The sequence below is a fragment of the Mycobacterium sp. E2327 genome, from assembly GCF_001672675.1.
In the GTDB taxonomy this organism is placed as follows: domain Bacteria; phylum Actinomycetota; class Actinomycetes; order Mycobacteriales; family Mycobacteriaceae; genus Mycobacterium.
On the sequence record NZ_LZKE01000237.1, the window covers coordinates 1 to 21,190 of the forward strand.

Genomic DNA, 21,190 nt, shown 5'->3' on the forward strand with positions numbered 1-21,190 from the left:
ATGGTCTGGCACACCGACCTGATCAAAGACCCCGACACACTGCGGTTGGTCGACGAGGCGCTGGCCGCCGACGCCAGCGCGTGGCTGATGCCTTGCGCCGCAGCCACTTCGGCCGCTATCGCATCCCAGTTATCGCATGACCAGTGCGCGCGATCCGTCGCGCCGTCGGCGCGGCGGGTGACCAGCTCGGCGATCGCCGCCAGCCGGCGCGCCGCGGCGGCCGCCTCGGCGCGGGCGCCGTCGGTGATGGCATCCACCACGTCGGCGTCGGGCGCCTGGGAATCGAACATATTTTCGAACGTAGTGATCCCCACTGACGTGAGCCAGTAGCGCGAACCCCAATTGTGGACAAACTGCCAACTGTGGATAACTAGGCCGGGCGTTCGGTCACCCGCAGCCCCAGCGAAAACAGCAGCCGCGCTTCGGGATCGGAAAGGGAGGTGCCGAGCAGCTTCTCGATTCGTCGCACCCGGTAGCGGACGGTGTTGGGATGCACCCGCAGCGCGGACGCGGCGGCGCCGACGTCGCCGAAGCTGTCCAGGTAGGTGCGCAGCGTCTCAGCCAGCACGGGATCCTGCTCCCGCAGGTCGCGGATCCGGGGATCGACCAGGCGCTTGTCGGCGCCGACCAGGGTGACGATCTCGTCGAGCAGGACGGTGGTCCGCGCTTCGGCCAGCGTGGTCACCTGTCCGAGAATCGGGTGTCGCTCGGCGCTGTCGAGCACGCGGTCCACCTCCGCGCGCGCCGCGGCGACCTCAGTCAGGGCGGCGACCGGCGCGGCGATGGCCGCGCGTAGCTCGACGCCGAGTTCGGTGCGCAGCGCGCCGATCGTGCCGCGCACCCACGAGGTGACCGACCGGGTGGGCGCGGTCTGCGGCAGCAGCACATAGATGCGCGAGCCGCGCGCGGCGACCTGAGCGTCGCGGCGAAAGGCGCTGGCGCTCAACGCCAGGACGTCGGCCAGCCGCGGATGCCGGGCCCGGGTGTCCCAGCCGATGAGCGCTGCGGCCCCGTCGGCGGCGAGGCCGAGTTCGCGGGCGATGGCGGGCACGTCGGCGGGCTCGTCGTCGCTGAGGCCGAGGAGTTGTTGCACCCGTCGCGCATGGGTGGACGGCCGGGCGGCCAGCCGGGCCATGATCCGGGCGGCCAAAACTGCTGCCCCGCGCAATATCTCGTCGGCGTCGTCGGCCAGCGGCTGCGAGCCTTGCTGCACCCAGATGGTGCCGGCGAACGTCGGCGGCCGTCGCGCACCGGCCGGTGGCTGATGGATCCCGATGGCCAGCCGCGGGCGCAGGCCCAACTCCGGGCGCTCGGCGACGCGCACCACCTCGCCGCTGGACCGCAGCGCATCGAAGATGCCCCACTGGCCGATCCACTCCAGATGCTCGGGCGGGCCGGCGCGCCCCAGGATGGACAGGCGGCGCAGCTCGTCGGCCTCGTCGTTGGAGGCCGAGTAGGCGAGCACGTGCGACTGGGCGTTTTCGATGGAGACCATGCCGTGGATGCGCTCGGCCAGCGACTGCGCCAGGCCGAACAGGTCGGTGCCCGAATCGTCGACCGGATCGCCGCGGTCGCCGTGATGTTCCAGGACATGGTTGACCAATTGGTAGAGCCGTTCCCAGCGCGCCCGCGGTTCGACGGCCACCACCGCCGACCCGGCCGCGACCGCCGTCGCCACCAGGGCGGCCGACGGCTCCTTGGCGAAGATGGCGACCGGCGCGCGCGCTTGTTGATCGAGCCAGCGCAGCGCCTCGTCGTCGCGGACCCCGAGCAGGAAGAAGACGTCGGCCGAACCGGCCGCCGCGGCCAGGCCCAGCCGCACGTCGTCGGAATCGATGAGCGCCGCCGATCCCACCGGAAGGTCGAGGCCGCGGGGGGCGTCGACAAGGCTGACCAGCGTCGCGTCCAGCGCAAGCAGCAGCTGGCCCAGGCCGACGCGCGCCGTTTGCATGTTGTCCGATCTTACTAGCTTGTGCGGCAGTTATTGTCCAATCGGCTAACAGGATCGCGCCCCGCGCGGGGGACCCTTAGCGGCATGGACGCGATCACCCAGGTGCCACTGCCCGCCAACGAGCCGGTCCACGACTATGCCCCGAAATCCCCCGAACGCGCGCGCCTGCTCACCGAGCTGAGCGCCCTGGCCGACAACCCGATCGACCTGCCGCACGTCATCGCCGGCAACCATCGGATGGGCGACGGCGAGCGCATCGACGTCGTCCAGCCGCACCGGCACGCCGCAACGCTGGGCACCCTGACCAACGCCGGTCACGCCGACGCGACGGCCGCCATCGAGGCCGCGATGGCCGCCAAGGACGCCTGGGCGGCGATGCCCTTCGACGAGCGGGCCGCGGTGTTCCTCCGGGCCGCCGACCTGCTGGCCGGGCCGTGGCGGGAAAAGATCGCGGCCGCGACGATGCTCGGGCAGTCCAAGTCCGCCTACCAGGCCGAGATCGACTCGCCGTGCGAGCAGGTCGACTTCTGGCGGTTCAACGTGGCGTTCGCCCGGCAGATCCTGGCGCAGCAGCCCATCAGCGGACCCGGCGAGTGGAACCGCGGCGAGTACCGCCCCCTGGACGGATTCGTCTACGCGATCACGCCGTTCAACTTCACCTCGATCGCCGGCAACCTGCCGACCGCGCCCGCGCTGATGGGCAACACCGTCGTCTGGAAGCCGTCCATCACCCAGACGCTGTCGGCGTATCTGACCATGCAACTACTGGAGGCCGCGGACCTGCCGCCCGGCGTGATCAACCTGGTCACCGGCGACGGGTTCGCGGTTTCCGATGTGGCCCTGGACGATCCGCGGCTGGCCGGCATCCACTTCACCGGGTCGACGGCCACCTTCCAACACCTGTGGCAGCGGGTGGGCGCCAATATCGGCCGCTACCGCAGCTATCCGCGGCTGGTCGGGGAGACCGGCGGCAAGGACTTCGTCGTCGCGCACCCCTCGGCGCGCCCGGATGTGTTGTGCACGGCGCTGATTCGCGGAGCCTTCGACTACCAGGGGCAGAAATGCTCGGCGGCGTCGCGGGCGTTCGTCGCGCATTCGGTGTGGCAGCGCATGGGCGACGACTTCCTGGGGAAGACGGCCGCGCTGCGCTACGGCGACATCACCGACCTGACCAATTACGGCGGCGCCCTGATCGACCGGCGCGCCTTCATCAAGAACGTCGACGCCATCGAGCGGGCGAAGGGCGCGCCCGGGATGACCATCGCGGTGGGCGGCGAATACGACGACGCCGTCGGCTATTTCGTGCGGCCGACCGTGCTGCTGTCCGACGACCCGACCGACGAGTCGTTCTCGACCGAGTACTTCGGCCCGCTGCTGTCGGTGCACGTCTATCCCGACGACCAGTACGAACGAATCCTCGACGTCATCGACACCGGTTCGCGGTACGCGTTGACCGGCGCGGTCATCGCCGACGACCGGGCCGCGGTGCTGACCGCGCAGGAGCGGCTGCGGTTCGCCGCCGGGAACTTCTATGTCAACGACAAGCCGACCGGGGCGGTGGTCGGGCGCCAGCCGTTCGGCGGCTCGCGCGGCTCGGGCACCAACGACAAGGCCGGATCGGTGCTGAACCTGTTGCGCTGGACGTCGGCCCGCACCATCAAGGAGACGTTCGTCCCGGCCACCGACCACACCTATCCGCACATGGCGGCCGACTGATGGGCGGGCTGTTCGCCCGCACCGTGCGCCCGGCCATCATGGCGGCCCGGCGGCACGAGGGGTTGCGCCGGGCCGCCGAGCGGTTGCCGGTCACCCGCCGGGTGGTGCGCCGGTTCGTGCCGGGGGAGACGATCTCGTCGGCGCACGATAGCGTTGCCGCGCTGCGTGATTCGGGCCGCTGGGTCAGCGTCGACTACCTCGGCGAGGACGTCACCGACGGCGACGACGCCGATGCGGCGACGCAGACCTACCTGGATCTGATCGAGGTTCTGGACCGGTCCGGCGACTTGGGTGACGACGGCGGCCGGCCGCTGGAGGTGTCGCTGAAGCTGTCGGCGCTGGGCCAGTCGCTCGAGCGCGACGGCGAGAAGATCGCGCGGGAGAACGCCTGGACCATTTGCTCGGCCGCGCGGCGGGCGGGCGTCTGGGTGACCGTGGACGCCGAGGACCACACCACCACCGATTCGACGCTGTCGATCGTGCGCGACCTGCGCGCCGACTTCCCTTGGCTGGGCACGGTTTTGCAGGTCTACCTGCGGCGCACGCTGGGCGACTGTGAGGAGTTCGCCGCGTCCGGCGCCCGGATCCGGTTGTGCAAGGGCGCCTATGACGAGCCGGCGTCGGTGGCCTACCGGGACGACGCGGAGGTCACCGACTCGTACCTGCGGTGCCTTCGGGTGCTGATGGCCGGGTCGGGCTATCCGATGGTCGCGACGCACGATCCGGCCATCATTTCCGTGGTGCCCGCCATAGCGGACGAATTCTGCCGCGGTACGGGGGGTTTCGAATACCAGATGCTGTACGGCATCCGCGACGGCGAGCAGCGACGGTTGGCCGACGCGGGCAACCGGGTGCGGGTGTACGTGCCGTTCGGCACCCAGTGGTACGGATACTTCCTGCGGCGGCTCGCCGAGCGCCCGGCCAACCTGGCGTTCTTCCTGCGGGCGCTGGCTCATTGAGTGCGCACTGAGGGCGTTGGGCGTGAACGCACGGTGAAAAGATCGTGTTCGCGCCGCCCTTGGAGCACACGCAGATAGATTCGGGCCATGCGTATGAAGCAGCTGTTGGCCGGTTTCACCGTCGCCGCGGCGCTGGGGGTGGGCGCATCCGGTATCGGCGCCCGCGCGGCGCACGCCGACCCGCCGCCACCGCCCGGGCAACCCTCGGGTCCGCCGCCCACGCCTCCGCCTGCCCCGCCGCCGTCCCAGGCCCCGCCGTGGTCGCCGCCCTGGACTTTCCGATTCCCGTGCCGGGCGCGGGATAGCGGCCGCATGCCCCGGGCGTAGCCTCTCGGGCATGAGCCTGGTTATCGACGAGATGCCCGACCTCGGCATCACGCGGGTGTCGCGCTGGATCTTCAACTGTTATGTGCTGAGCGGCGACGACGGCGTGGTGGTCGTCGACGCCGGGCTGCCGCGGGTCACCCGCGACCTGGCGCCGGTCGTGGGTCGGTTCGGCGGAACCCTGCACGCCGTGGTGGCGACGCACGGGCACAGCGATCACGTCGCGGGCGCCTCAACACTCGCCGCTCGCTACGGTGCGCCAATCTGGTTGCCCGACAAGACACTTACCTATCTCGACGGGGTGAAGCCGCGAACGCCGACGCCCGCGAAAGCGGCAACCATCTGGCCCACCATGATCGACCAGCCGTTCGATCGAATCGGCGTCGCGGGGCTTTTCGGCGGCGCCCGGGTGGCGGGGTACGGCACCCCGCTCGGTATGCGCTGGAGGGGGCCGTCGCCCGCCGGTGGGCTCGCCGACGGCCGGCCGCTGCCCGGCGCGTCGGAGTGGACCGTGATCAGCGCGAGCGGTCACACCGACGACAGCGTCGCGCTGTGGAACCCGACGACCCGGACGCTGCTGTCCGGCGATGCCGTGCTCACCGCTGGCGGCAGGGCCTGGCACACACCGGAAATCGTCGACGCGTCAACCGCCGCCGCTACCCGCGAGCGCCTCGAAGAGCTACCCGTCGCGCACCTGCTGCCCGGCCACGGCCGACCCGTCCACCACGCCGAAACCGTTTGGCCACAACAGCGCCGCTGAGTGCTAACCGCGGCGCGGTCGCGGGCGATCGCTGCCGAAGCCCCGCACCACGTGTGCCCGCACAAACTCCGCCGCCACCTCGGGGTCGTCCATGTCCAGGGTCGATGACGGGGTGCTGAAGAGCGAGAAGAGTATTCGGGCGAACCATTCGCCGGCGGACTCGATGTCGAGGTCTTTGCGGACCTCGCCGGTGAGCCGCGCCGCGGCGAGATACGGCGCGAAGAAGTCGACGCACTCGCGCAGCAACACGGCCGCGTCCTTGGTCAGCAGCAGGCTGACCGCGTCCTCGTCGAAGTACTTCTCGGAGGCGATGACCCGCCGCGCCTGGGTCACGAAAACCGCCGCGCGGCTGAGCTTGTCCTCGAGCGAGCTGCCCTGGGCCATCGCCCGGGACATCTCGCGGTAGAACCGCTCGGAGGCGTGTTCGGCGCACGCCTCGATGATTTCGGCCTTGTCGCTGAAGTACTCGTAGATGGTGCTGCGCGACACCCCGGCCGTCCGGGCGATGTCGACGATCGTCGCCTTCTGCAGCCCCTGTCTGCCAAAACAGGCGAATGCGGACTCGACGATGAGCTCGCGCGTATCGGTGGTTTGCGCCGCCTGTGACATCACGGCACCAACGCCCCCCTCGGCACCAGCCCGGCATCGGCGGCGGCGAAGGCCTCGTTGACGTCGTCCAGCCGGAAGGGCTTGGGCATCAGCCGATCGAACGGAAAATCGGTGTGCCGCAGGAAGGACAAGCCGATCGCCAGCGTCACCGGGTCGTAGAGCATCACGCCGCGCACCGACTTGTTGCCGTAGACAAGAGCACTGGGGTCGAGCTCGAAGGTGCGCCCCATCCCGACATTGCCGACCTCGAGCAGGGTGCCACCGTTGTTCAAGAAGCCGATTCCGTCGGGGATGACGCCGGGCACACCCACAACCTCGAGCACCCAGTCGGCGCCGATGCCGTCGGTGTGTGCACGGACAAGCTCGGTCACCTCGTACGACGAGATGTCGCTGGCATCGATGCAATGGGTCGCGCCGAAATCCGATGCGACGTCGAGCCGTTCGGCGATCTTGTCGATGACGATGACGGCCGCCGCGCCGGCGGTCCGGGCCACTGCGGCGGCGTTGATGCCCAGCCCGCCCGCGCCCTGGATGACGACGGTGTCGCCCAGCCGGACGTCGCGCAGCGCGAACAGCACTTGCGCCAGAGCGCAATTGAGCGGCGTCACGGCCTCGTCGGGGAGTTCCTCGGGCACCTTGTACAACGGCTGCCGCCGGCTGGTGTAGTAGTACTCACCATGCGCGGCCACGAAGTGCGGCGCCTGCTCGTGCGTGCGGTATTCGCCGGCCATCAGGTTCTGGCACGCGTACGACCTGCCGCGCGCGCAAGCGTGACACTGCCCGCAGGTCCAGAAGTACGGTGTGACGACGCGGTCGCCGACGGTGAGCGGCTTGCCGGTCGCGTCGGTCGTCATCCCCTCGCCGAGTTCGACTATCTCGCCGACCATTTCGTGACCCAGGGCAAACGGGCACGGCAGCGGCAGCTCGCCGCGGAAGATGTGCAGGTCGGACCCGCAGATCCCCGCCATCCGCAGCCGCAGCGCCGCGGTCCCGGGCGCCGGCGCGGTCAGCGGGAATTCGGCCAGCTCGATCGGCCCCCCGGGTGCGGTCAATACCGCGAGCTTGGGCATGAGTTCCCCCTAATCGGCGGGTGCGAGGATCAGGCCGCTGGTGGGGACGCCGGTTCCGGACGTGACCAGCACGTGCTCGACGTTCTCGACCTGGTTGTGGGACGTGCCGCGCACCTGCCGCACGCCCTCGGTGATGCCGTTCATGCCGTGGATGTAGGCCTCGCCGAGCAGCCCGCCGTTGGTGTTGATCGGAAATTCCCCACCCAGCGACAGCCGGTCGACCGTCGCGAAGTCCTTCGCCTCGCCCCGCCCGCAGAAGCCGAGCTCCTCGAGCTGCGTGAACACGAACGGGGTGAAATGGTCGTAGATGAAAGCGGTTTGGATGTCCTGAGGCTTGAGGCCCGAATCGCGCCACAGCTGGTTGGCGACCACCCCCATCTCCGGAAGCCCGGTGATGTCGTCGCGGTAGTAGCTGGTCATCATCTCCCCGTTGGCGGCCGCGCCCTGAGCGGCCGCGGTGATCACCGCCGGCGGCTGTCGAAGGTCGCGGGCGCGTTCGGCGCTCGTCACCACCAGAGCGACCCCGCCGTCGCTCTCCTGACAGCAATCCAGCAGCCGCAGCACGGGTTCGACGATCCAGCGCGAGTTCTGGTGGTCCTCCAGGGTGATCGGGCGCTGGTAGAACCATGCGTCGGGGTTCTTGGCCGCGTGCGCCCGGTCGACGACGGCGATGCGGCCGAAGTCCTCGTTGGTCACCCCGTACGTCGACATGTAGCGCTGGGCGTGCATCGCGACCCAGGCGGCGGGGGTGAGCAATCCGAACGGCGCGTAGTGCGCCATGAACAGCGGCGTCGCGCTCATGTCGCGCCCGCTGCCGCCGAAGCGGAAGCCGGAGCGCTCGTTGAAGGCGCGCCAGCACACCACCACGTCGGCGACGCCGGTCGCGACGGCCATCGCCGCGTGCACGACCGTGCCGGCCGCCGCGCCGCCGCCGTGGTGTACGCGGGAGAAGAAGCTCAGGTCGCCGATGCCGACGTTGCGGGCGATGTCGATCTCGTCGCTGGAGTCCATGGTGAAGGTGACCATGCCGTCGACGTCGGCGGGTGCCAGGCCGGCGTCGTCGAGTGCGGCGCTGACCGCCTCACAAGCCAACTGCAGCTCGCTGCGCCCGGATTCCTTGGAGAACTCGGTCTGGCCGATGCCGACGATGGCGCAACTCCCGGGCAGCAAGCGGCTCATGAGCCGGCCCCGTCGAGCAGGCTGAGGACGGCGGTGCCGGAGACGTGATCGCCAAGGCTGTTGGAGCCCTTGAACGTCACCTCGACGAAGTTCTCACCGTCCGAACCTTCTGTCTTCGATGTCACGCTGCCGGTGAAGCGCAGCGGATCATCGGGAAAGCACGGCACGCCAAGGCGGATCGACAGGTTCTTCACCATCGCCTCGGGGCCGGCCCAATCGGTGAGGAAGCGCACGCAATACCCGTTGGTCGTCAGAATGTTCATGAACAGGTTCGGCGATCCCTGCTTGTTGGCGTAGTCGCGGTCGTGGTGCACCGGCATGAAATCCCGCGACGCGATGGCGCCGGCGACGATCATCGTTGTGGTGATGGGGATCTCGAGCGGGGTCACCTCGTCGCCGACGCTGATGTCGGCCCACTTGAGGGTGGTGCGGCTTTGGGTGGCTGTCATCGGTTTCCTTCCGAATAGGTGCTGCCGATACTGGCCAGCTGCGCAGTGGCGGGACCGAGGGCGAGCTCGTTGTGCTTGGCCCACAAAAAGTAGCGGTGCAGGGGATAGGTGACGTCGATCCCGATGCCGCCGTGCACCTGTTGGGCGGTGGCGGCGACGCGGGCGCCGGCCTCGGCGGCCCAGAACTTCGCGATGCGAGCCGCCCGCTGCGCCTCTTCGGGGGGACGTCCCCGCGCGACGAGCCAGGCCGCATGCCAGGTGGTCCATCGGATCGCTTCGACGTCGATGAAGGCGTCGGCCAGCCGCTGTTGCACCGCCTGGAAGCTGCCGATCGGCCGGCCGAACTGCTCACGACCGGTGGTGTAGTCGGCCGCGATGCGCAGCGCGCGCTCGGCGACGCCGAGCTGGATCGCGCACAGGCCCACCAGCGCCCGAGTGTGCAACGAGTCGATCGGGCCGGCGAGCCGATCGTCGGCGGAAACCGTTGCACCATCGAGGAACACGTCCGCGTGCGGCTCGCGGTTCGTGGTCGCGACCGGGCGGATCTCGACGCCGCGGGCGTCGGTGGGCAGCAGGAACAGGCCGGCGTCGCCGTCGTCGGTGCACGCGGGCACCAGGATGGTATCGGCCAGCTGTGCCGCCGGCACCAGCTCTTTGGCGCCGTCCAGTCGCCAATTCGGCCCGTCGCGAAGAGCTTTGGTGGACGGCCGCGTCGGATCGGAGCGGCCGGGCTCTTGCAGGCCCGCGCTCAGGATGTGGGTTCCGGCGACGACGCTGGGGAGGAACCGCCGCTGTTGTTCGGCGGTCCCGTGCCGGGCGATCGGGTCGGCGCCGAGCACGAGCGTCGCGTACGCGGGCACCGGCGCGACGCTGAAGCCCACCTCGGCCAGGAGCACCCCCAGCTCCACGAAGCCGCCGCCGTTACCGCCGACCGCCTCGGGCAGCGCGGTGCCCAACAGGTCGGCGGCCGCGAGTTCCGCCCATAGCGCGGCGTCGTAACGGGTCTCGCCGGCCTCCAGCTCGGCGAGCCGTTCGGGGGTGGCCCGGCGCTCGAAGGTGTCGCGGCCGAGTTTGGCGATCGTCTCCTGCTCTTCGGTGAACGTGAAATCCATTGCGCCGCCTACCGAACAGGCCGGAATTGGTGGAGGACCAGATCGTTATCGAACGCCTGATAGTAGACCTCGACGGGCATGCCGACCGTGACGTCGGCGGGGTCGATGCCACACAGGTTCGACACCACCCGCACCCCCTCGTCGAGCTGCACCAGCGCCACGATGTAGGGATAGTCGAAGAACGGGAACCGGGGTTCGTGCGGCATCACGTAGCTGTAGACGGTGCCGCGGCCCGAGGACTCGACCGCCTCCCAGTCCAGGGACCGGCAGTTGGGGCACATGGGGCGGGGCGGGTGGCGCAGCGTCCCGCACCCGCCGCAGCGCTGAATCAGCAGTTTGTGCTCGCGCAGGCCATTCCAGAAGAACTCGGTGTCCGGGCTGATCGCCGGCGCCAGCCGCGGGGCCATCAGGCTGCCGGCCTGAATCGCAGCACGCGGAATCGCTGCCGCCCCAGCACCTCACCGTTCTGATCGGTGTAGGTGATCAACCAGGTCAAGAAGAATCCGGTGCCCAGCGCGGTCTTCTTCTCGTCGGAGACCTCCTCGAACACCGACGTTGCGCGGATGACGTCGCCCAGCCGCGGGTAGCGCTCGATCTCGAACTCCGAGTTGGTGGCCACCGTGCTGGTGTATCCGGCCTCGTCCAGGAATGCCGTTGGGTTGCTGAGGATCTCGACGGGGGAGCCGCCCCGGTCCCCGATGCCCTCCAGTTTCGGGGCCGGCATCGTCCACGTCTGCAGCATCACCGGTGGCGACACGATGCCGCCGAACCGTGACGACGCCGCGAACTCCGGATCGAGGTAGACGGGGTTCATGTCGTCGAGCGCATGGGCCCAGTGCCGGATCATCGGCTGGTTGACCGGATCCGGTGCCACCGACGGCTTTCCGGTCCCGCCGGTGGGCTGGCCCACGAGCGCCCGCAGCTTCGTGAGCACCTCGGCATCTTGGTCGGTCATGTTCCTCCTGTTTCCTGCTGGGGGCGAAGGTCGCGGGGCGCCCTCGGCATCCCCAACCCGGCCATGGCGATGATGTCACGCTGAATCTCGTTGGCGCCACCGCCGAACGTGTTGATGACCGCCCATCGATAGGCGGTCTCCAGGGCGCCGCGCAACGGCGCGTCGTCGCCGCGGCGCACCCCGTTGCCGTCGAGCACCTCCAGCAGCTGGCGCGCGACCTGCTGCGTGAGCTCGGTTCCGAAAACCTTGGCGGCCGACGCTTCTCCCATGTTGAGCTCGCCCTTCGTCATCGCAGCGTTGACCCGCGTGTTGACGAGCTTGTACGCGGCCACCTGCGCCTCGACCCTGGCCAGCGCGAGCCGCACCCAGGGCTGGTCGATGACGCGGCCACCGTCGAGTTCGGTGGTGGTCGCCCAGTCCAGGGTCTTCTCGAAAAGCGGCTCCAGCGCGCCGAGGTTGCCCAGCGCGGCACGCTCGAAGTTCAACTGTGTGGTGATCAGCTGCCAACCCTGGTTTTCGCCCGCCACGATGGCGCTGGCCGGGACCCGGACGTCGTCGTAAAACGTGTAGAAGGTGGAGATGCCCGGCATCGTATGCAGCGGCTGCCAGGAGAAGCCGGGCGACGAGGTGGGCACGATGAAGATCGAAATGCCCTTGTGCTTCTTGACGTTCGGGTCGGTGCGGGCGGCCAGCCAGACGTAATCGGCGTAGGCGGCGCCGCTGGTGAACATCTTCTGGCCGTTGATCACATAGTCCGAACCGTCGCGCACCGCGGTGGTGCGCAGCGACGCCAGGTCGCTGCCGGCCCCCGGCTCGGAGTAGCCGATCGCGAACTCCACGCTGCCGTCGAGGATGGCGGGCAGAAATTTCCGCTTCTGTTCCTCGGTGCCGCACTGCATCAGGGTGGGGCCGACCGTGTTGAGCGTCACCAGCGGGATCGGCGCGTTGACCCGCTGCGCTTCCTGGGCGAAGATGAACTGCTCGATCGCCGAAAAACCCCGTCCGCCATACTCTTTGGGCCAGCCGACACCGAGCAGGTTGGCCGCGGCCAGGGCGCGAACGCATTCGCGCACCTCGGGACCGCCCTCCATGCGCTCGCTGAGCGCCATCGTGCGTTCGGGCGTCATCACCCGCTCCAGCGCGGCGCGGATCTCGGCGCGCAGCTGTTGTTGCTCGGGCGTGTAGTCGAGCTCCATCAGTGGGCCGTCCCGAGCCGCACGGGCATCCGCTTCACGCCGGGCACCATGGTGGCGCGCATCCGGTCCACCTCGCCGACCAGCTCCAGCCGGGGGAAGCGGCGCAGCAGCTCGTCGAACATCACCGAGGCCTCCAGGCGGGCCAATTGCGCACCGACGCAGGAGTGTTCACCACACCCGAACGCGATGTGCGGATTCGGGTGGCGGGTCACCTTGAACTCCTCCGAGTCGGCGCCGAAGATGTCCTCGTCGCGGTTGGCCGACCCGTACAGCATCACCACCGTGTCGCCTTCAGCGATCCGCTGCCCCCGGATCTCGACGTCGGCCGTCGCGGTGCGGGCCATGTGCACCACCGGGCTGTTCCACCGCAGCATCTCCTCGACGGCGCCCGGGATCAGCGAGCGGTCCTCGACCAGCAGTCGGCACTGGTCGGGGTGGGCGATCAGCGCCCACGTGCCCAAAGCGATGAGATTGCGGGTGGTTTCGTTGCCGGCGACCAACAGCAGGAAGGCGAAGTTGAGCAGGTCCTCGTCGGTGAGCCGGATCCCGTCGATCTCCGCGCCCGCCAGGACCGACAGCAGGTCGTCGCGCGCCTCGACGCGCCGCTGGGCGATCAGCTTCTGGAAGTACTCGAAAAGCTGGCCCATGGCCACAAAGGGATCGAGTTCGATCTCCGGGTCGGCGGTGCCGGTGGCGGCGTCCGACCAGGCCCGGAACTGCTCCCAGTCGTCGGGCGGGGCGCCGATGAGCTCGGCGATCATTCGGGTGGGCAGCGGCGCGGCGATCTCTTCGGCGAACTCGTGGACGGAATCGGGCTGTACGTCGTCGAGGATGCCCCGCACGATCTCGCGGATCTTCGGCTCGAGGACGGCCACCCGCCGCCGGGTGAACCCGGAGTTGATCAGCTTGCGCATCTGCCGGTGCCGCGGCGGGTCGGTGAAGATCAGGCTGCCGGGCTGGACCGGGCTCGGCTGTGCGGGATCGGGGATCGTGATGCCCTCGGTGGAGCTGAAGAGCGCCGGGTTGCTCGACACGAAGCGGATGTCCTCGTACTTCAGCAGCGCCCAGAAGTTCGTCACGTCGTTCCAGCACACCGGCGACGACGCGCGCAGCTCCCGGTACGCCGGGTACGGATCGCCCGCGTAGAAGTCGGGGGAGTGCAACGGAAATATGGTCCGCACGGCCAGCCTCCCTGACGGACGATCCGACACATCACACCAATGTGTCTTGCGACGTTGTGTCTACTCGGTCCGGCCAGGTCTGTCAATGGACCGCCAACGCCGTGAAATAGGGGGGAATTCGTTCAATTGATGATTGACGCCGGAGGGCCGCGGGTGAACACTGACTGTCTAGATGACCGACGTTCGGGTGAGGAAGCGCGCATGACCGAGCTACAAACTGCGGGAACTCTTGTCGACACCTACCAGCTCTACATCGACGGCAGATGGGTCGACCCGGAGGACGGTCGCTACGACGACATCAATCCGGCGACCGAGCAATCGATCGGCACCGCGCCCGACGCGAGCATCGCGCAGGTCGGCGCGGCGATCGACGCCGCGCGACGGGCCTTCGACAGCGGGCCGTGGGGCCGCATGGGCCCATCGGAGCGGGCCGGCTGCCTCAACCAGCTCGGCACGGCGCTGCTCAACCATGCCGACGAGTTTTTCGCGCTGTCGCAGGCGGAGTGGGGCTGCGTTTCGAACGAGCGGATGATGCAAATCGACGGCGCCGGATACATGTCGATGGTCGCGGCCCAGCTCGCCGAACAGCTTGGCGAGCAAGCGGTGACCGGCATGAGCGCGGGCACCACGTTGCTGCGTCACCAGCCGCTGGGCGTCGTATCGGTCCTGACGCCGTGGAACTTCCCGCATTGCCTCAACGTCATGAAGCTCAACCACGCGCTGGCCGCGGGCAACACCGTCGTGCTCAAGCCCTCGCCGCTGACCCCGCTCGCGGGGCTCGCGCTCGCGCGGATCATCGACGAGGAGACCGACATCCCGCCCGGCGTGGTCAACGTCGTCACGCCGTCGGGCATCGAGGCGGCCAAGCTGCTCACCACCGACCCGCGGATCGACATGGTGAGCTTCACCGGCAGCTCCGTCGTCGGGCGCCAGGTCATGTCCGCCGCGGGCGACACCATGAAGCGGATCCTGCTGGAGCTGGGCGGCAAGTCGGCCAGCATCGTCCTGGACGACGCGCAAGTCACCGACGAGATGTTGCAGCAGATGCTGTTCGACTCGTGCTCGCTGCACGCGGGGCAGGCCTGCATCCTGCACAGCCGGATGCTGCTTCCCGACTCGCTGCACGACGACGTGGTCGACCGGCTGGTGGCGCTGGCCCGCAACGTCAAGGTCGGCGATCCCGCCGACCCCGACGTGCAGATGGGGCCGCTGATCAGCGCCGCGCAGCGGGACCGGGTCCAGGCGCATGTCGACGGGGCGGTCCACGACGGGGCCCGGCTGGCGACCGGCGGTGGCCGCCCGGCCGGCCTGGACGTCGGATTCTATTTCGAGCCGACGATTCTCACCGGTGTCGACCCGGATTCGACCATCGCCCAGGAGGAAGTGTTCGGGCCGGTGCTGACGGTGCTGCGCTACCGCGACGACGACGACGCGGTCGCCATCGCCAACAACTCTCAGTACGGGCTTTCCGGGGCGGTGTGGGGCGGCGATGTGGACCGTGCCGTCGGTGTCGCGCGACGCATCCGCACCGGGCAGGTCGCGGTCAACGGGTGCGGTCCCGGCGGCGCGCCGTTCGGCGGGTTCAAGCTCAGCGGGTTGGGGCGCGAGGGCGGCGGCATCGCCGGGCTGTACCAGTACATGGAGGCGATGGCCATCGGGGTTCCCGCGTGAGCGGACCCCTTGCGGGGCTGTCCGTCGTCGAAATCACCAGGGAGATCTCCGGCCCTTATGCGGCAAAGCTTTTCGTCGACCTCGGTGCTGAGGTCACCAAGGTTGAGCCGTCGGGCGGAGATCCGTTGCGCCACTGGGGCAGTGGCGGGTTGTTCGAGTACCTCAACGCCGGCAAGCGAATTGTGGCACTACAGGACGCCCCGGACCTGATCGCGCAGGCGGATGTGGTGGTGGAGAACCTCGGGCCCGGAGAGCTGGAAGCGTTGGGCTTCGATCTCGACAGCCTGGTGCTGCTCCGCATATCTGCCTTCGGGCAGTCCGGGCCGTGGCGGGACCGGCCGGCCACGTCGCTGACGCTGCAGGCGGCGTCGGGCTGGGTCAGCGCCCGCGATCCCGACCGCCCGCCGGTGCAGGTCGGCGCGCGGATCGCCGAGTATGTCGCGGGTGCCTACGGCGCGCTGGGCGCATTGACCGCGCTCCGCCTTGCGTCCGATCAGGTTGTCGGAGTTGATGTTTCGGAATTCGAATCATTGCTCTCGACCCTGCCGTATCCCATGCTGATGGCACAGAAGATGCTCAGCCTCGGCTTGCCCCCCAACGCCCGGGGAGCTCCCATGCTGGGTGTGGTCCGCGCCGCGGACGGCTGGGTGGGAATCAACTGCCTGACGGGTCAGCATTGGCTGGATGTGTGCGCGATGCTCGGCCTGCCAGAGTTCGGCGACCAGCAGATCCCGATCATGCTGGGCGGCCCCGAACGCGCCGAATTCTACGCTCGCGCAGAGCCGTTGCTCGCCGAGCAGACCGTCGCCGAGATCGTCGAACTCGCCCAGGCGATGCGCATTCCGGCCACCCCGGTCAACGACGGCGCCACCGTGCTGGAATGTCCGCAATACGCCAAGCGCGAGTTCTTCGTGGACGGTGGGGGATTCCAATATCCCCGCGCGCCGTTCCGGCCGACGAAAGGCCCTGCGGTGCAGCAGGATCCGGTGCCCCCTCGGGCGTCGGCGGCACTTCCGTTCGCGGGACTGAAAGTCCTCGATTTGAGCACCTTCTGGGCCGGCGCGTACCTGACCTGCTACCTGGGCGCGTTCGGCGCCGACATCGTCAAGGTCGAGTCGATCCAGCGGCCCGACGGGTTTCGCTACTCCGGCGCGTTTCCCTTCGAGGGTGACGACTGGTACGAGCGCAGCGGCCTGTGGCAGGCCACCAACCTCAACAAGAGAGACCTGACGCTGGACCTGACCTCGGGGCGCGGCCGGGAGATCGTGCGGCGGCTGGCCGCGCAGGCCGACGTCGTCGTGGAGAACTTTTCCCCGCGAGTGGTGGAGCAGTTCGGTCTGGACTACGAGTCCCTGGTAACGCTGAAGCCCGACGTGATCATGGTGCGGATGCCGGGTTTCGGCTTGCAGGGCCCCTGGCGCGATTACGTCGGCTGGGCGCTGAACTTCGAGCAGACCGCGGGCATGTCGGCCGTCACCGGGTACGCCGACGGGCCGCCGTGCAACCCGCAGGGGCCGGCCGACCCGATCGTCGGCGTGCACGCCGGGGTCGCGCTGCTGGCGGCGCTGGAGCATCGGCGTCGCACGAGGGAGGGGCAACTGATCGAGGTCGCCCAGATCGAGGTCGCCGCCGCCGTGACCGCCGAACCGGTGATCGAGTACTCGATGAACGGCGTCGTGCAAACGCGGGAGGGCAACCGTCGACGCGGCTACCTGCAGGGCGTGTACCCGACAAACGTCGACGACGTGTGGGTGGCGCTGTCGCTGCCCGGGGACCCGAACGTCGACCATGACGCGTTCGACGAGATGGTCGCCGCCTGGACCCGCACCCAGACCCCCGAGGCGATCGTCGAAACCCTTCACGCACAAGGCATTCCGGCCGAACCGTTGATCACCGGCGAGAAGATGTACGACCTGCCTCAGCTCGACGCGCGCGGATACTACGAGGAGTTCACCCATCCCGTCACCGGAGCGCACCGGTATCCCGGCTGGCCGTTTCGCATCACGCCCGGGCCCGCACGCCACCACCGCGGCGCATCGCCGACGCTGGGTCAGCACAACGACGAGATCCTGTCAGGGCTGGGCCTGTCGGCGGACGAGCTGGCCACGCTGCGGGCCGAACGGGTCATCGGCGACCGGCCGCTGAACGCGTAGACCTGTGAGCCTTTGGTAAACCGCGCGTCACATGAAAAGCTTCAGGCATGGCCATCGCGATCGCCCGCCCCAAGCTCGAAGGCAACATCGCGGTCGGTGAGGACCGCCAGATCGGTTTCGCCGAGTTCGGCGCCCCGTGGGGTCGCGCGGTCTTCTGGCTGCACGGGACCCCCGGCGCCCGCCGGCAGATCCCGGTCGAGGCCCGCGTCTACGCCGAACAGCACGACATCCGGCTGATCGGCATGGACCGGCCGGGCACGGGTTCGTCGACGCCCCACCGGTACGAGAACATCCGGGCCTTCGGCGAGGACCTGCGCACGATCGCCGACACGCTGGGCATCGACAAGATGGCGGTCATCGGCCTGTCCGGCGGCGGGCCGTACGCTCTCGCGTCCGGCGCGGTGCTGACCGATCGCGTCGTCGCGGTCGGCGTGCTCGGCGGCGTCGCGCCGTTCCTCGGCGACGAGGGGATCACCAGCGGCCTGATGAACCTGGGCAAGCGGGCGGCGCCGTTCTTGCGGCTGGGGGGCGACCCGCTGCGGATCGGCGCCAGCCTGGTGATCCGGGCGATCCGTCCGGTCGCCAATCCCGCGCTGTACCTGTACGCGGCGATATCGCCGGAGGGCGACCGGCGCCTGCTCACCCGGCCGGAGTTCGCCGCGATGTTCCTCGACGACCTGCTCAACGGCAGCCGCAAGCAGCTGGCGGCCCCGTTCAACGACGTGATCCTTTTCACCCGGGACTGGGGATTCCGGCTCGACGAGGTCAAAGTCCCGGTCCGCTGGTGGCACGGCGACAGCGACCACATCGTCCCGTTTGCCCACGGTGAGCACGTCGTGTCCCTGTTGCCCGACGCCGAGCTGATCGTGCTGCCCGGCGAAAGCCATCTGGCCGGGCTGGGCCGCGGCGAGGAGATCCTGTCCACCCTGATGAAGATCTGGGACGAGCAAGCCTGACGCTGCCGGGTAGCCTGCAGTCGTGCTGCTGGCATCGCTGAACCCCTCGGCCGTTACGACCACCGACATCGCGGACGCGGTCAGCATCGACGGCGTCACGCTCAGCCGCAGCGACCTGGTCGGCGCCGCCACCTCGGTCGCCGAGCGGGTGGCCGGCGCGGAGCGGGTCGCCGTCCTGGCCACGCCGTCCGCGGCGACCGTGCTGGCGATCACCGGCTGCCTGATCGCGGGAGTGCCCTTCGTGCCGGTGCCCGCCGACGTCGGCGTGGCCGAGCGCCGGCACATGCTCACCGACTCCGGCGCGCGGGCGTGGCTAGGGCCCGAACCCGCCGACGACTCGGCAGCCGAAGGGCTGCCGCACATTCCGGTGCGACTGCACGCCCGCTCCTGGCACCGCTATCCCGAGCCGTCCCCCGATGCCACCGCGATGATCATCTACACGTCGGGCACCACCGGGCTGCCCAAGGGCGTCGTGCTGAGCCGCCGGGCGATCGCCGCGGACCTCGACGCGCTGGCCGAGGCCTGGCAGTGGACCGCCGACGACGTCCTGGTGCACGGCCTGCCGCTGTTCCACGTCCACGGGCTGGTGCTGGGACTGCTCGGCTCGCTGCGGATCGGAAACCGCTTCGTGCACACCGGCAAACCCACGCCCGCCGGCTACGCCAAAGCCGCCTCGGAGTCGGGCGGCTCGCTGTTCTTCGCGGTCCCGACCGTGTGGTCGCGCGTGGTCGGCGACGCCTCGGCGGCCGAGGCGCTGCGACCGGCGCGGCTCCTGGTGTCCGGCAGCGCGCCGCTGCCGGTGCCGGTGTTCGACCGGCTGGCCCAGCTCACCGGGCACCAGCCCATCGAACGCTACGGCGCCTCGGAATCGCTGATCACCATCTCCACCCGGGCCGACGGCGAACGCCGCGCGGGCTGGGTCGGCCTGCCGGTCGCCGGCGTGCAAACCAGGCTGCTCGACGACAACGACAACCCGGTGCCGCACGACGGGGAAACCGTTGGGCGGCTTCAGGTTCGGGGCCCGATGATGTTCGACGGCTACCTGAACCGGCCCGAGGCCACCGCCGAGGCGTTCGGGGCCGACGGCTGGTATCGCACCGGCGACGTCGCGGTCGTCGACGACGGCGGCATGCACCGCATCGTCGGACGCGAGTCGGTCGACCTGATCAAGTCCGGCGGATACCGCGTCGGCGCGGGCGAAATCGAAACCTCGCTGCTCGGGCACCCCGGCGTGCAGGAGGCGGCCGTCGTCGGGCTGCCCGACGAGGACCTGGGCCAGCGCATCGTCGCCTTCGTCGTCGGCTCGTCGGATCTGAACACCGACGAACTGATCAACTACGTCGCCCAAGAGCTGTCGATCCACAAGCGCCCGCGCGAGGTGCGCCTGGTCGACGCGCTGCCCCGCAACGCCATGGGCAAGGTGCTCAAGAAGCAGCTGCTGTCCGAGGGCTGAGCGCGGCCGGCCCCGGTCGCGAGCGTGCGCAGATGTACACGTATTACGGCGTGTCGCCGTACAAACACGGGCGCTCGCGGCCGTCAGCGAGGGCTGAGCGCTTAGGTGACACGCAGCGTTTTGCCAGGTTTTCCATCGAGCGTGACGGCGCACCTTCACCTACCGTCGTAGTCGTGACGGAACTGCCGACGATTGCGGCCCAGCCCGCCCGCACGCCCATGCGGCGGGTGGCGGCCGCCTGCCTCGTCGGCTCGGCGATCGAGTACTACGACTTCCTCATCTACGGCACCGCTGCCGCGCTGGTGTTCCCGACGGTGTTCTTCCCGCGCCTCGGTTCGACGCTGGGCGTCGTCGCCTCGCTGGCGACGTTCGCGACGGCGTTCCTGTCCCGGCCGCTGGGCGCCGCCGTGTTCGGGTACTTCGGCGACCGGCTGGGCCGCAAGAAGACGCTGATCGCCACGCTGCTGATCATGGCCGTCTCGACCGTCAGCGTCGGGCTGGTGCCCAGCACGGCCGCCATCGGCGTGGCCGCCCCGTTGATCCTGATCGTGTTGCGACTCATGCAGGGGTTCGCCGTCGGCGGTGAATGGGCGGGGTCGGCGCTGCTGAGCGCCGAGTACGCGCCCGCCGGCAAGCGGGGCCGCTACGGCATGTTCACCCTGCTCGGCGCCGGCACCGCTTCCGTACTCGCCAGCCTGACCTTCTTGGGCGTCAACTTCAGCATCGGGGAACGCAGCGCCGCGTTCATGCAGTGGGGATGGCGGCTGCCGTTCCTGTTCAGCGCCGCGCTGATCGGGATCGCGCTCTACGTGCGGCTCAACATCGACGAGACCCCGGTGTTCGCCGAGGAGAAGGCCCGCGACCTGGTGCCCAAGGCGCCGCTCGGGGAGGTGTGGCGGCTGCAGCGCCGCGAGATCCTGCTGGCCGGCGGCAGCCTGCTGGGCGGATTCGGTTTCGGCTACCTGGGTCACACCTATCTGCTCATCTACGCCAATTCGCACCTCGGCTACACCCGCGGCTTCATCTGGTCGGTGGGCGCGCTCACCGGGCTGGTCAGCATCGCGACGGTGGCGGCCTCGGCCACCCTGTCCGACCTGGTCGGGCGCCGCCGCCTGATGTTGCTGGGCTGGTCGCTCCTGTTGCCCTGGGCGTTCGTGGTGATGCCGCTGCTGAACACCCGCAACCCGGCGCTGTACGTGGTTGCCGTCGTCGGGATGGCGATCGGTGGGGCGATCGGCTCCGGGCCCACCGCCGCCTTCATCCCGGAGCTGTTCGCCACGCGGTACCGCTACAGCGGGTCGGCGCTGGCCCTCAACCTCGCCGGGGTCATCGGTGGGGCCCTGCCGCCGCTGCTCGCCGGGACGCTTTTGGCGACGTACGGCAGCTGGGCGATCGGCGCCATGTTGGCCGCGCTGACGTCGGTCGGCCTGGTCTGCACTTATTTGCTGCCGGAAACCAACGGCACGACACTGGGCCTGGAGGACGTGCCCCGCTGA

Annotated in this window: 20 protein-coding genes; 9 read left to right on the forward strand and 11 right to left on the reverse strand. The window is 69.4% G+C overall.

Features of this window, described 5'->3' with window-relative positions; genetic code table 11:
* Window positions 1–290, reverse strand: a 290-nt coding sequence (locus tag A5712_RS27255; RefSeq protein WP_156766797.1) for a DUF222 domain-containing protein, incomplete at its 3' end; no start/stop codon positions are given.
* Window positions 291–370: 80 nt separating this feature from the next.
* Window positions 371–1,951 (reverse strand): CdaR family transcriptional regulator, encoded by a 1,581-nt coding sequence (locus A5712_RS27260; protein ID WP_068112725.1) that lies wholly within the window; start codon window positions 1,949–1,951, stop codon window positions 371–373.
* 84 nt (window positions 1,952–2,035) lie between these two features.
* Here A5712_RS27260 and pruA point away from each other — a divergent pair, with 84 nt between their 5' ends.
* The 4 genes from pruA to A5712_RS27275 all read left to right on the forward strand — a co-directional run bounded on the left by pruA (window position 2,036) and on the right by A5712_RS27275 (window position 5,710).
* Window positions 2,036–3,667, forward strand: coding sequence for an L-glutamate gamma-semialdehyde dehydrogenase (gene pruA / locus A5712_RS27265; RefSeq protein ID WP_068112728.1), 1,632 nt, complete (start codon window positions 2,036–2,038; stop codon window positions 3,665–3,667).
* The gene (locus A5712_RS27270) at window positions 3,667–4,626 is read left to right on the forward strand and encodes a proline dehydrogenase family protein (RefSeq protein ID WP_068112731.1); all 960 of its coding nucleotides are present in this window, start codon (window positions 3,667–3,669) and stop codon (window positions 4,624–4,626) included. The genes pruA and A5712_RS27270 overlap by 1 nt, the downstream gene beginning before the upstream one ends.
* 87 nt (window positions 4,627–4,713) lie before the next feature.
* The gene (locus tag A5712_RS31125; RefSeq protein WP_156766798.1) at window positions 4,714–4,953 is read left to right on the forward strand and encodes a hypothetical protein; all 240 of its coding nucleotides are present in this window, start codon (window positions 4,714–4,716) and stop codon (window positions 4,951–4,953) included.
* 10 nt (window positions 4,954–4,963) lie between these two features.
* A complete protein-coding gene (locus A5712_RS27275) occupies window positions 4,964–5,710 on the forward strand; it encodes an MBL fold metallo-hydrolase (protein WP_068112734.1) in 747 nt (248 codons plus the stop codon).
* A 3-nt stretch (window positions 5,711–5,713) separates the two neighbouring features.
* On the opposite strand, the gene A5712_RS27280 is transcribed toward A5712_RS27275, so the two are convergent.
* From A5712_RS27280 to A5712_RS27320, 9 genes are read right to left on the reverse strand one after another with little or no spacing between them, the layout of a single operon-like run.
* Entirely contained in the window at window positions 5,714–6,319 is a 606-nt protein-coding gene (locus A5712_RS27280; protein WP_068112840.1) for a TetR/AcrR family transcriptional regulator, read from the reverse strand.
* Window positions 6,319–7,389 carry a zinc-binding dehydrogenase gene (locus tag A5712_RS27285; protein ID WP_068112740.1) on the reverse strand — a complete coding sequence of 357 codons (1,071 nt, stop codon included), beginning with the start codon at window positions 7,387–7,389 and terminating at the stop codon, window positions 6,319–6,321. Before A5712_RS27285 ends, A5712_RS27280 begins: the two co-directional genes overlap by 1 nt.
* Before the next feature lie 9 nt (window positions 7,390–7,398).
* The gene (locus tag A5712_RS27290) at window positions 7,399–8,568 is read right to left on the reverse strand and encodes a lipid-transfer protein (protein WP_068112742.1); all 1,170 of its coding nucleotides are present in this window, start codon (window positions 8,566–8,568) and stop codon (window positions 7,399–7,401) included.
* Window positions 8,565–9,017, reverse strand: a complete 453-nt coding sequence (locus tag A5712_RS27295) for a MaoC family dehydratase (protein WP_068112744.1) — start codon at window positions 9,015–9,017, stop codon at window positions 8,565–8,567. Before A5712_RS27295 ends, A5712_RS27290 begins: the two co-directional genes overlap by 4 nt.
* Window positions 9,014–10,129, reverse strand: coding sequence for an acyl-CoA dehydrogenase family protein (locus A5712_RS27300; protein ID WP_068112747.1), 1,116 nt, complete (start codon window positions 10,127–10,129; stop codon window positions 9,014–9,016). The genes A5712_RS27295 and A5712_RS27300 overlap by 4 nt, the downstream gene beginning before the upstream one ends.
* Window positions 10,130–10,137: 8 nt before the next feature.
* Window positions 10,138–10,536 (reverse strand): Zn-ribbon domain-containing OB-fold protein, encoded by a 399-nt coding sequence (locus A5712_RS27305; RefSeq protein ID WP_068112750.1) that lies wholly within the window; start codon window positions 10,534–10,536, stop codon window positions 10,138–10,140.
* On the reverse strand, window positions 10,536–11,084 hold the full coding sequence (locus A5712_RS27310) for a MaoC family dehydratase N-terminal domain-containing protein (protein WP_068112754.1): 549 nt from the start codon (window positions 11,082–11,084) through the stop codon (window positions 10,536–10,538). The genes A5712_RS27305 and A5712_RS27310 overlap by 1 nt, the downstream gene beginning before the upstream one ends.
* Window positions 11,081–12,280: an acyl-CoA dehydrogenase family protein gene (locus tag A5712_RS27315; protein WP_068112757.1), complete on the reverse strand. Its 1,200-nt coding sequence runs from the start codon at window positions 12,278–12,280 to the stop codon at window positions 11,081–11,083. The genes A5712_RS27310 and A5712_RS27315 overlap by 4 nt, the downstream gene beginning before the upstream one ends.
* Window positions 12,280–13,461 (reverse strand): cytochrome P450, encoded by a 1,182-nt coding sequence (locus A5712_RS27320; protein WP_068112760.1) that lies wholly within the window; start codon window positions 13,459–13,461, stop codon window positions 12,280–12,282. The genes A5712_RS27315 and A5712_RS27320 overlap by 1 nt, the downstream gene beginning before the upstream one ends.
* A gap of 201 nt (window positions 13,462–13,662) precedes the next feature.
* On the opposite strand from A5712_RS27320, the gene A5712_RS27325 reads away from it, so the two are divergent.
* The 5 genes from A5712_RS27325 (at window position 13,663) to A5712_RS27345 (ending at window position 21,190) form a co-directional block, all read left to right on the forward strand.
* Window positions 13,663–15,132, forward strand: coding sequence for an aldehyde dehydrogenase family protein (locus A5712_RS27325; RefSeq protein WP_068112763.1), 1,470 nt, complete (start codon window positions 13,663–13,665; stop codon window positions 15,130–15,132).
* The gene (locus A5712_RS27330) at window positions 15,129–17,285 is read left to right on the forward strand and encodes a CaiB/BaiF CoA-transferase family protein (RefSeq protein WP_068112766.1); all 2,157 of its coding nucleotides are present in this window, start codon (window positions 15,129–15,131) and stop codon (window positions 17,283–17,285) included. Before A5712_RS27325 ends, A5712_RS27330 begins: the two co-directional genes overlap by 4 nt.
* Window positions 17,286–17,332: 47 nt before the next feature.
* Window positions 17,333–18,241, forward strand: coding sequence for an alpha/beta fold hydrolase (locus A5712_RS27335; RefSeq protein ID WP_068112769.1), 909 nt, complete (start codon window positions 17,333–17,335; stop codon window positions 18,239–18,241).
* A gap of 22 nt (window positions 18,242–18,263) precedes the next feature.
* Entirely contained in the window at window positions 18,264–19,694 is a 1,431-nt protein-coding gene (locus A5712_RS27340) for an acyl-CoA synthetase (RefSeq protein ID WP_068112772.1), read from the forward strand.
* Between the two features lie 218 nt (window positions 19,695–19,912).
* Window positions 19,913–21,190: an MFS transporter gene (locus A5712_RS27345; protein WP_068112842.1), complete on the forward strand. Its 1,278-nt coding sequence runs from the start codon at window positions 19,913–19,915 to the stop codon at window positions 21,188–21,190.

Coding starts and splice junctions, on each gene's coding strand:
- A5712_RS27260 (WP_068112725.1), bottom strand. CDS start 1,951: ATGCAAACGGCGCGCGTCGGCCTGGGCCAGCTGCTGCTTGCGCTGGAC.
- pruA (WP_068112728.1), top strand. CDS start 2,036: ATGGACGCGATCACCCAGGTGCCACTGCCCGCCAACGAGCCGGTCCAC.
- A5712_RS27270 (WP_068112731.1), top strand. CDS start 3,667: ATGGGCGGGCTGTTCGCCCGCACCGTGCGCCCGGCCATCATGGCGGCC.
- A5712_RS31125 (WP_156766798.1), top strand. CDS start 4,714: ATGCGTATGAAGCAGCTGTTGGCCGGTTTCACCGTCGCCGCGGCGCTG.
- A5712_RS27275 (WP_068112734.1), top strand. CDS start 4,964: ATGAGCCTGGTTATCGACGAGATGCCCGACCTCGGCATCACGCGGGTG.
- A5712_RS27280 (WP_068112840.1), bottom strand. CDS start 6,319: ATGTCACAGGCGGCGCAAACCACCGATACGCGCGAGCTCATCGTCGAG.
- A5712_RS27285 (WP_068112740.1), bottom strand. CDS start 7,389: ATGCCCAAGCTCGCGGTATTGACCGCACCCGGGGGGCCGATCGAGCTG.
- A5712_RS27290 (WP_068112742.1), bottom strand. CDS start 8,568: ATGAGCCGCTTGCTGCCCGGGAGTTGCGCCATCGTCGGCATCGGCCAG.
- A5712_RS27295 (WP_068112744.1), bottom strand. CDS start 9,017: ATGACAGCCACCCAAAGCCGCACCACCCTCAAGTGGGCCGACATCAGC.
- A5712_RS27300 (WP_068112747.1), bottom strand. CDS start 10,129: ATGGATTTCACGTTCACCGAAGAGCAGGAGACGATCGCCAAACTCGGC.
- A5712_RS27305 (WP_068112750.1), bottom strand. CDS start 10,536: ATGGCCCCGCGGCTGGCGCCGGCGATCAGCCCGGACACCGAGTTCTTC.
- A5712_RS27310 (WP_068112754.1), bottom strand. CDS start 11,084: ATGACCGACCAAGATGCCGAGGTGCTCACGAAGCTGCGGGCGCTCGTG.
- A5712_RS27315 (WP_068112757.1), bottom strand. CDS start 12,280: ATGGAGCTCGACTACACGCCCGAGCAACAACAGCTGCGCGCCGAGATC.
- A5712_RS27325 (WP_068112763.1), top strand. CDS start 13,663: ATGACCGAGCTACAAACTGCGGGAACTCTTGTCGACACCTACCAGCTC.
- A5712_RS27335 (WP_068112769.1), top strand. CDS start 17,333: ATGGCCATCGCGATCGCCCGCCCCAAGCTCGAAGGCAACATCGCGGTC.
- A5712_RS27345 (WP_068112842.1), top strand. CDS start 19,913: ATGCGGCGGGTGGCGGCCGCCTGCCTCGTCGGCTCGGCGATCGAGTAC.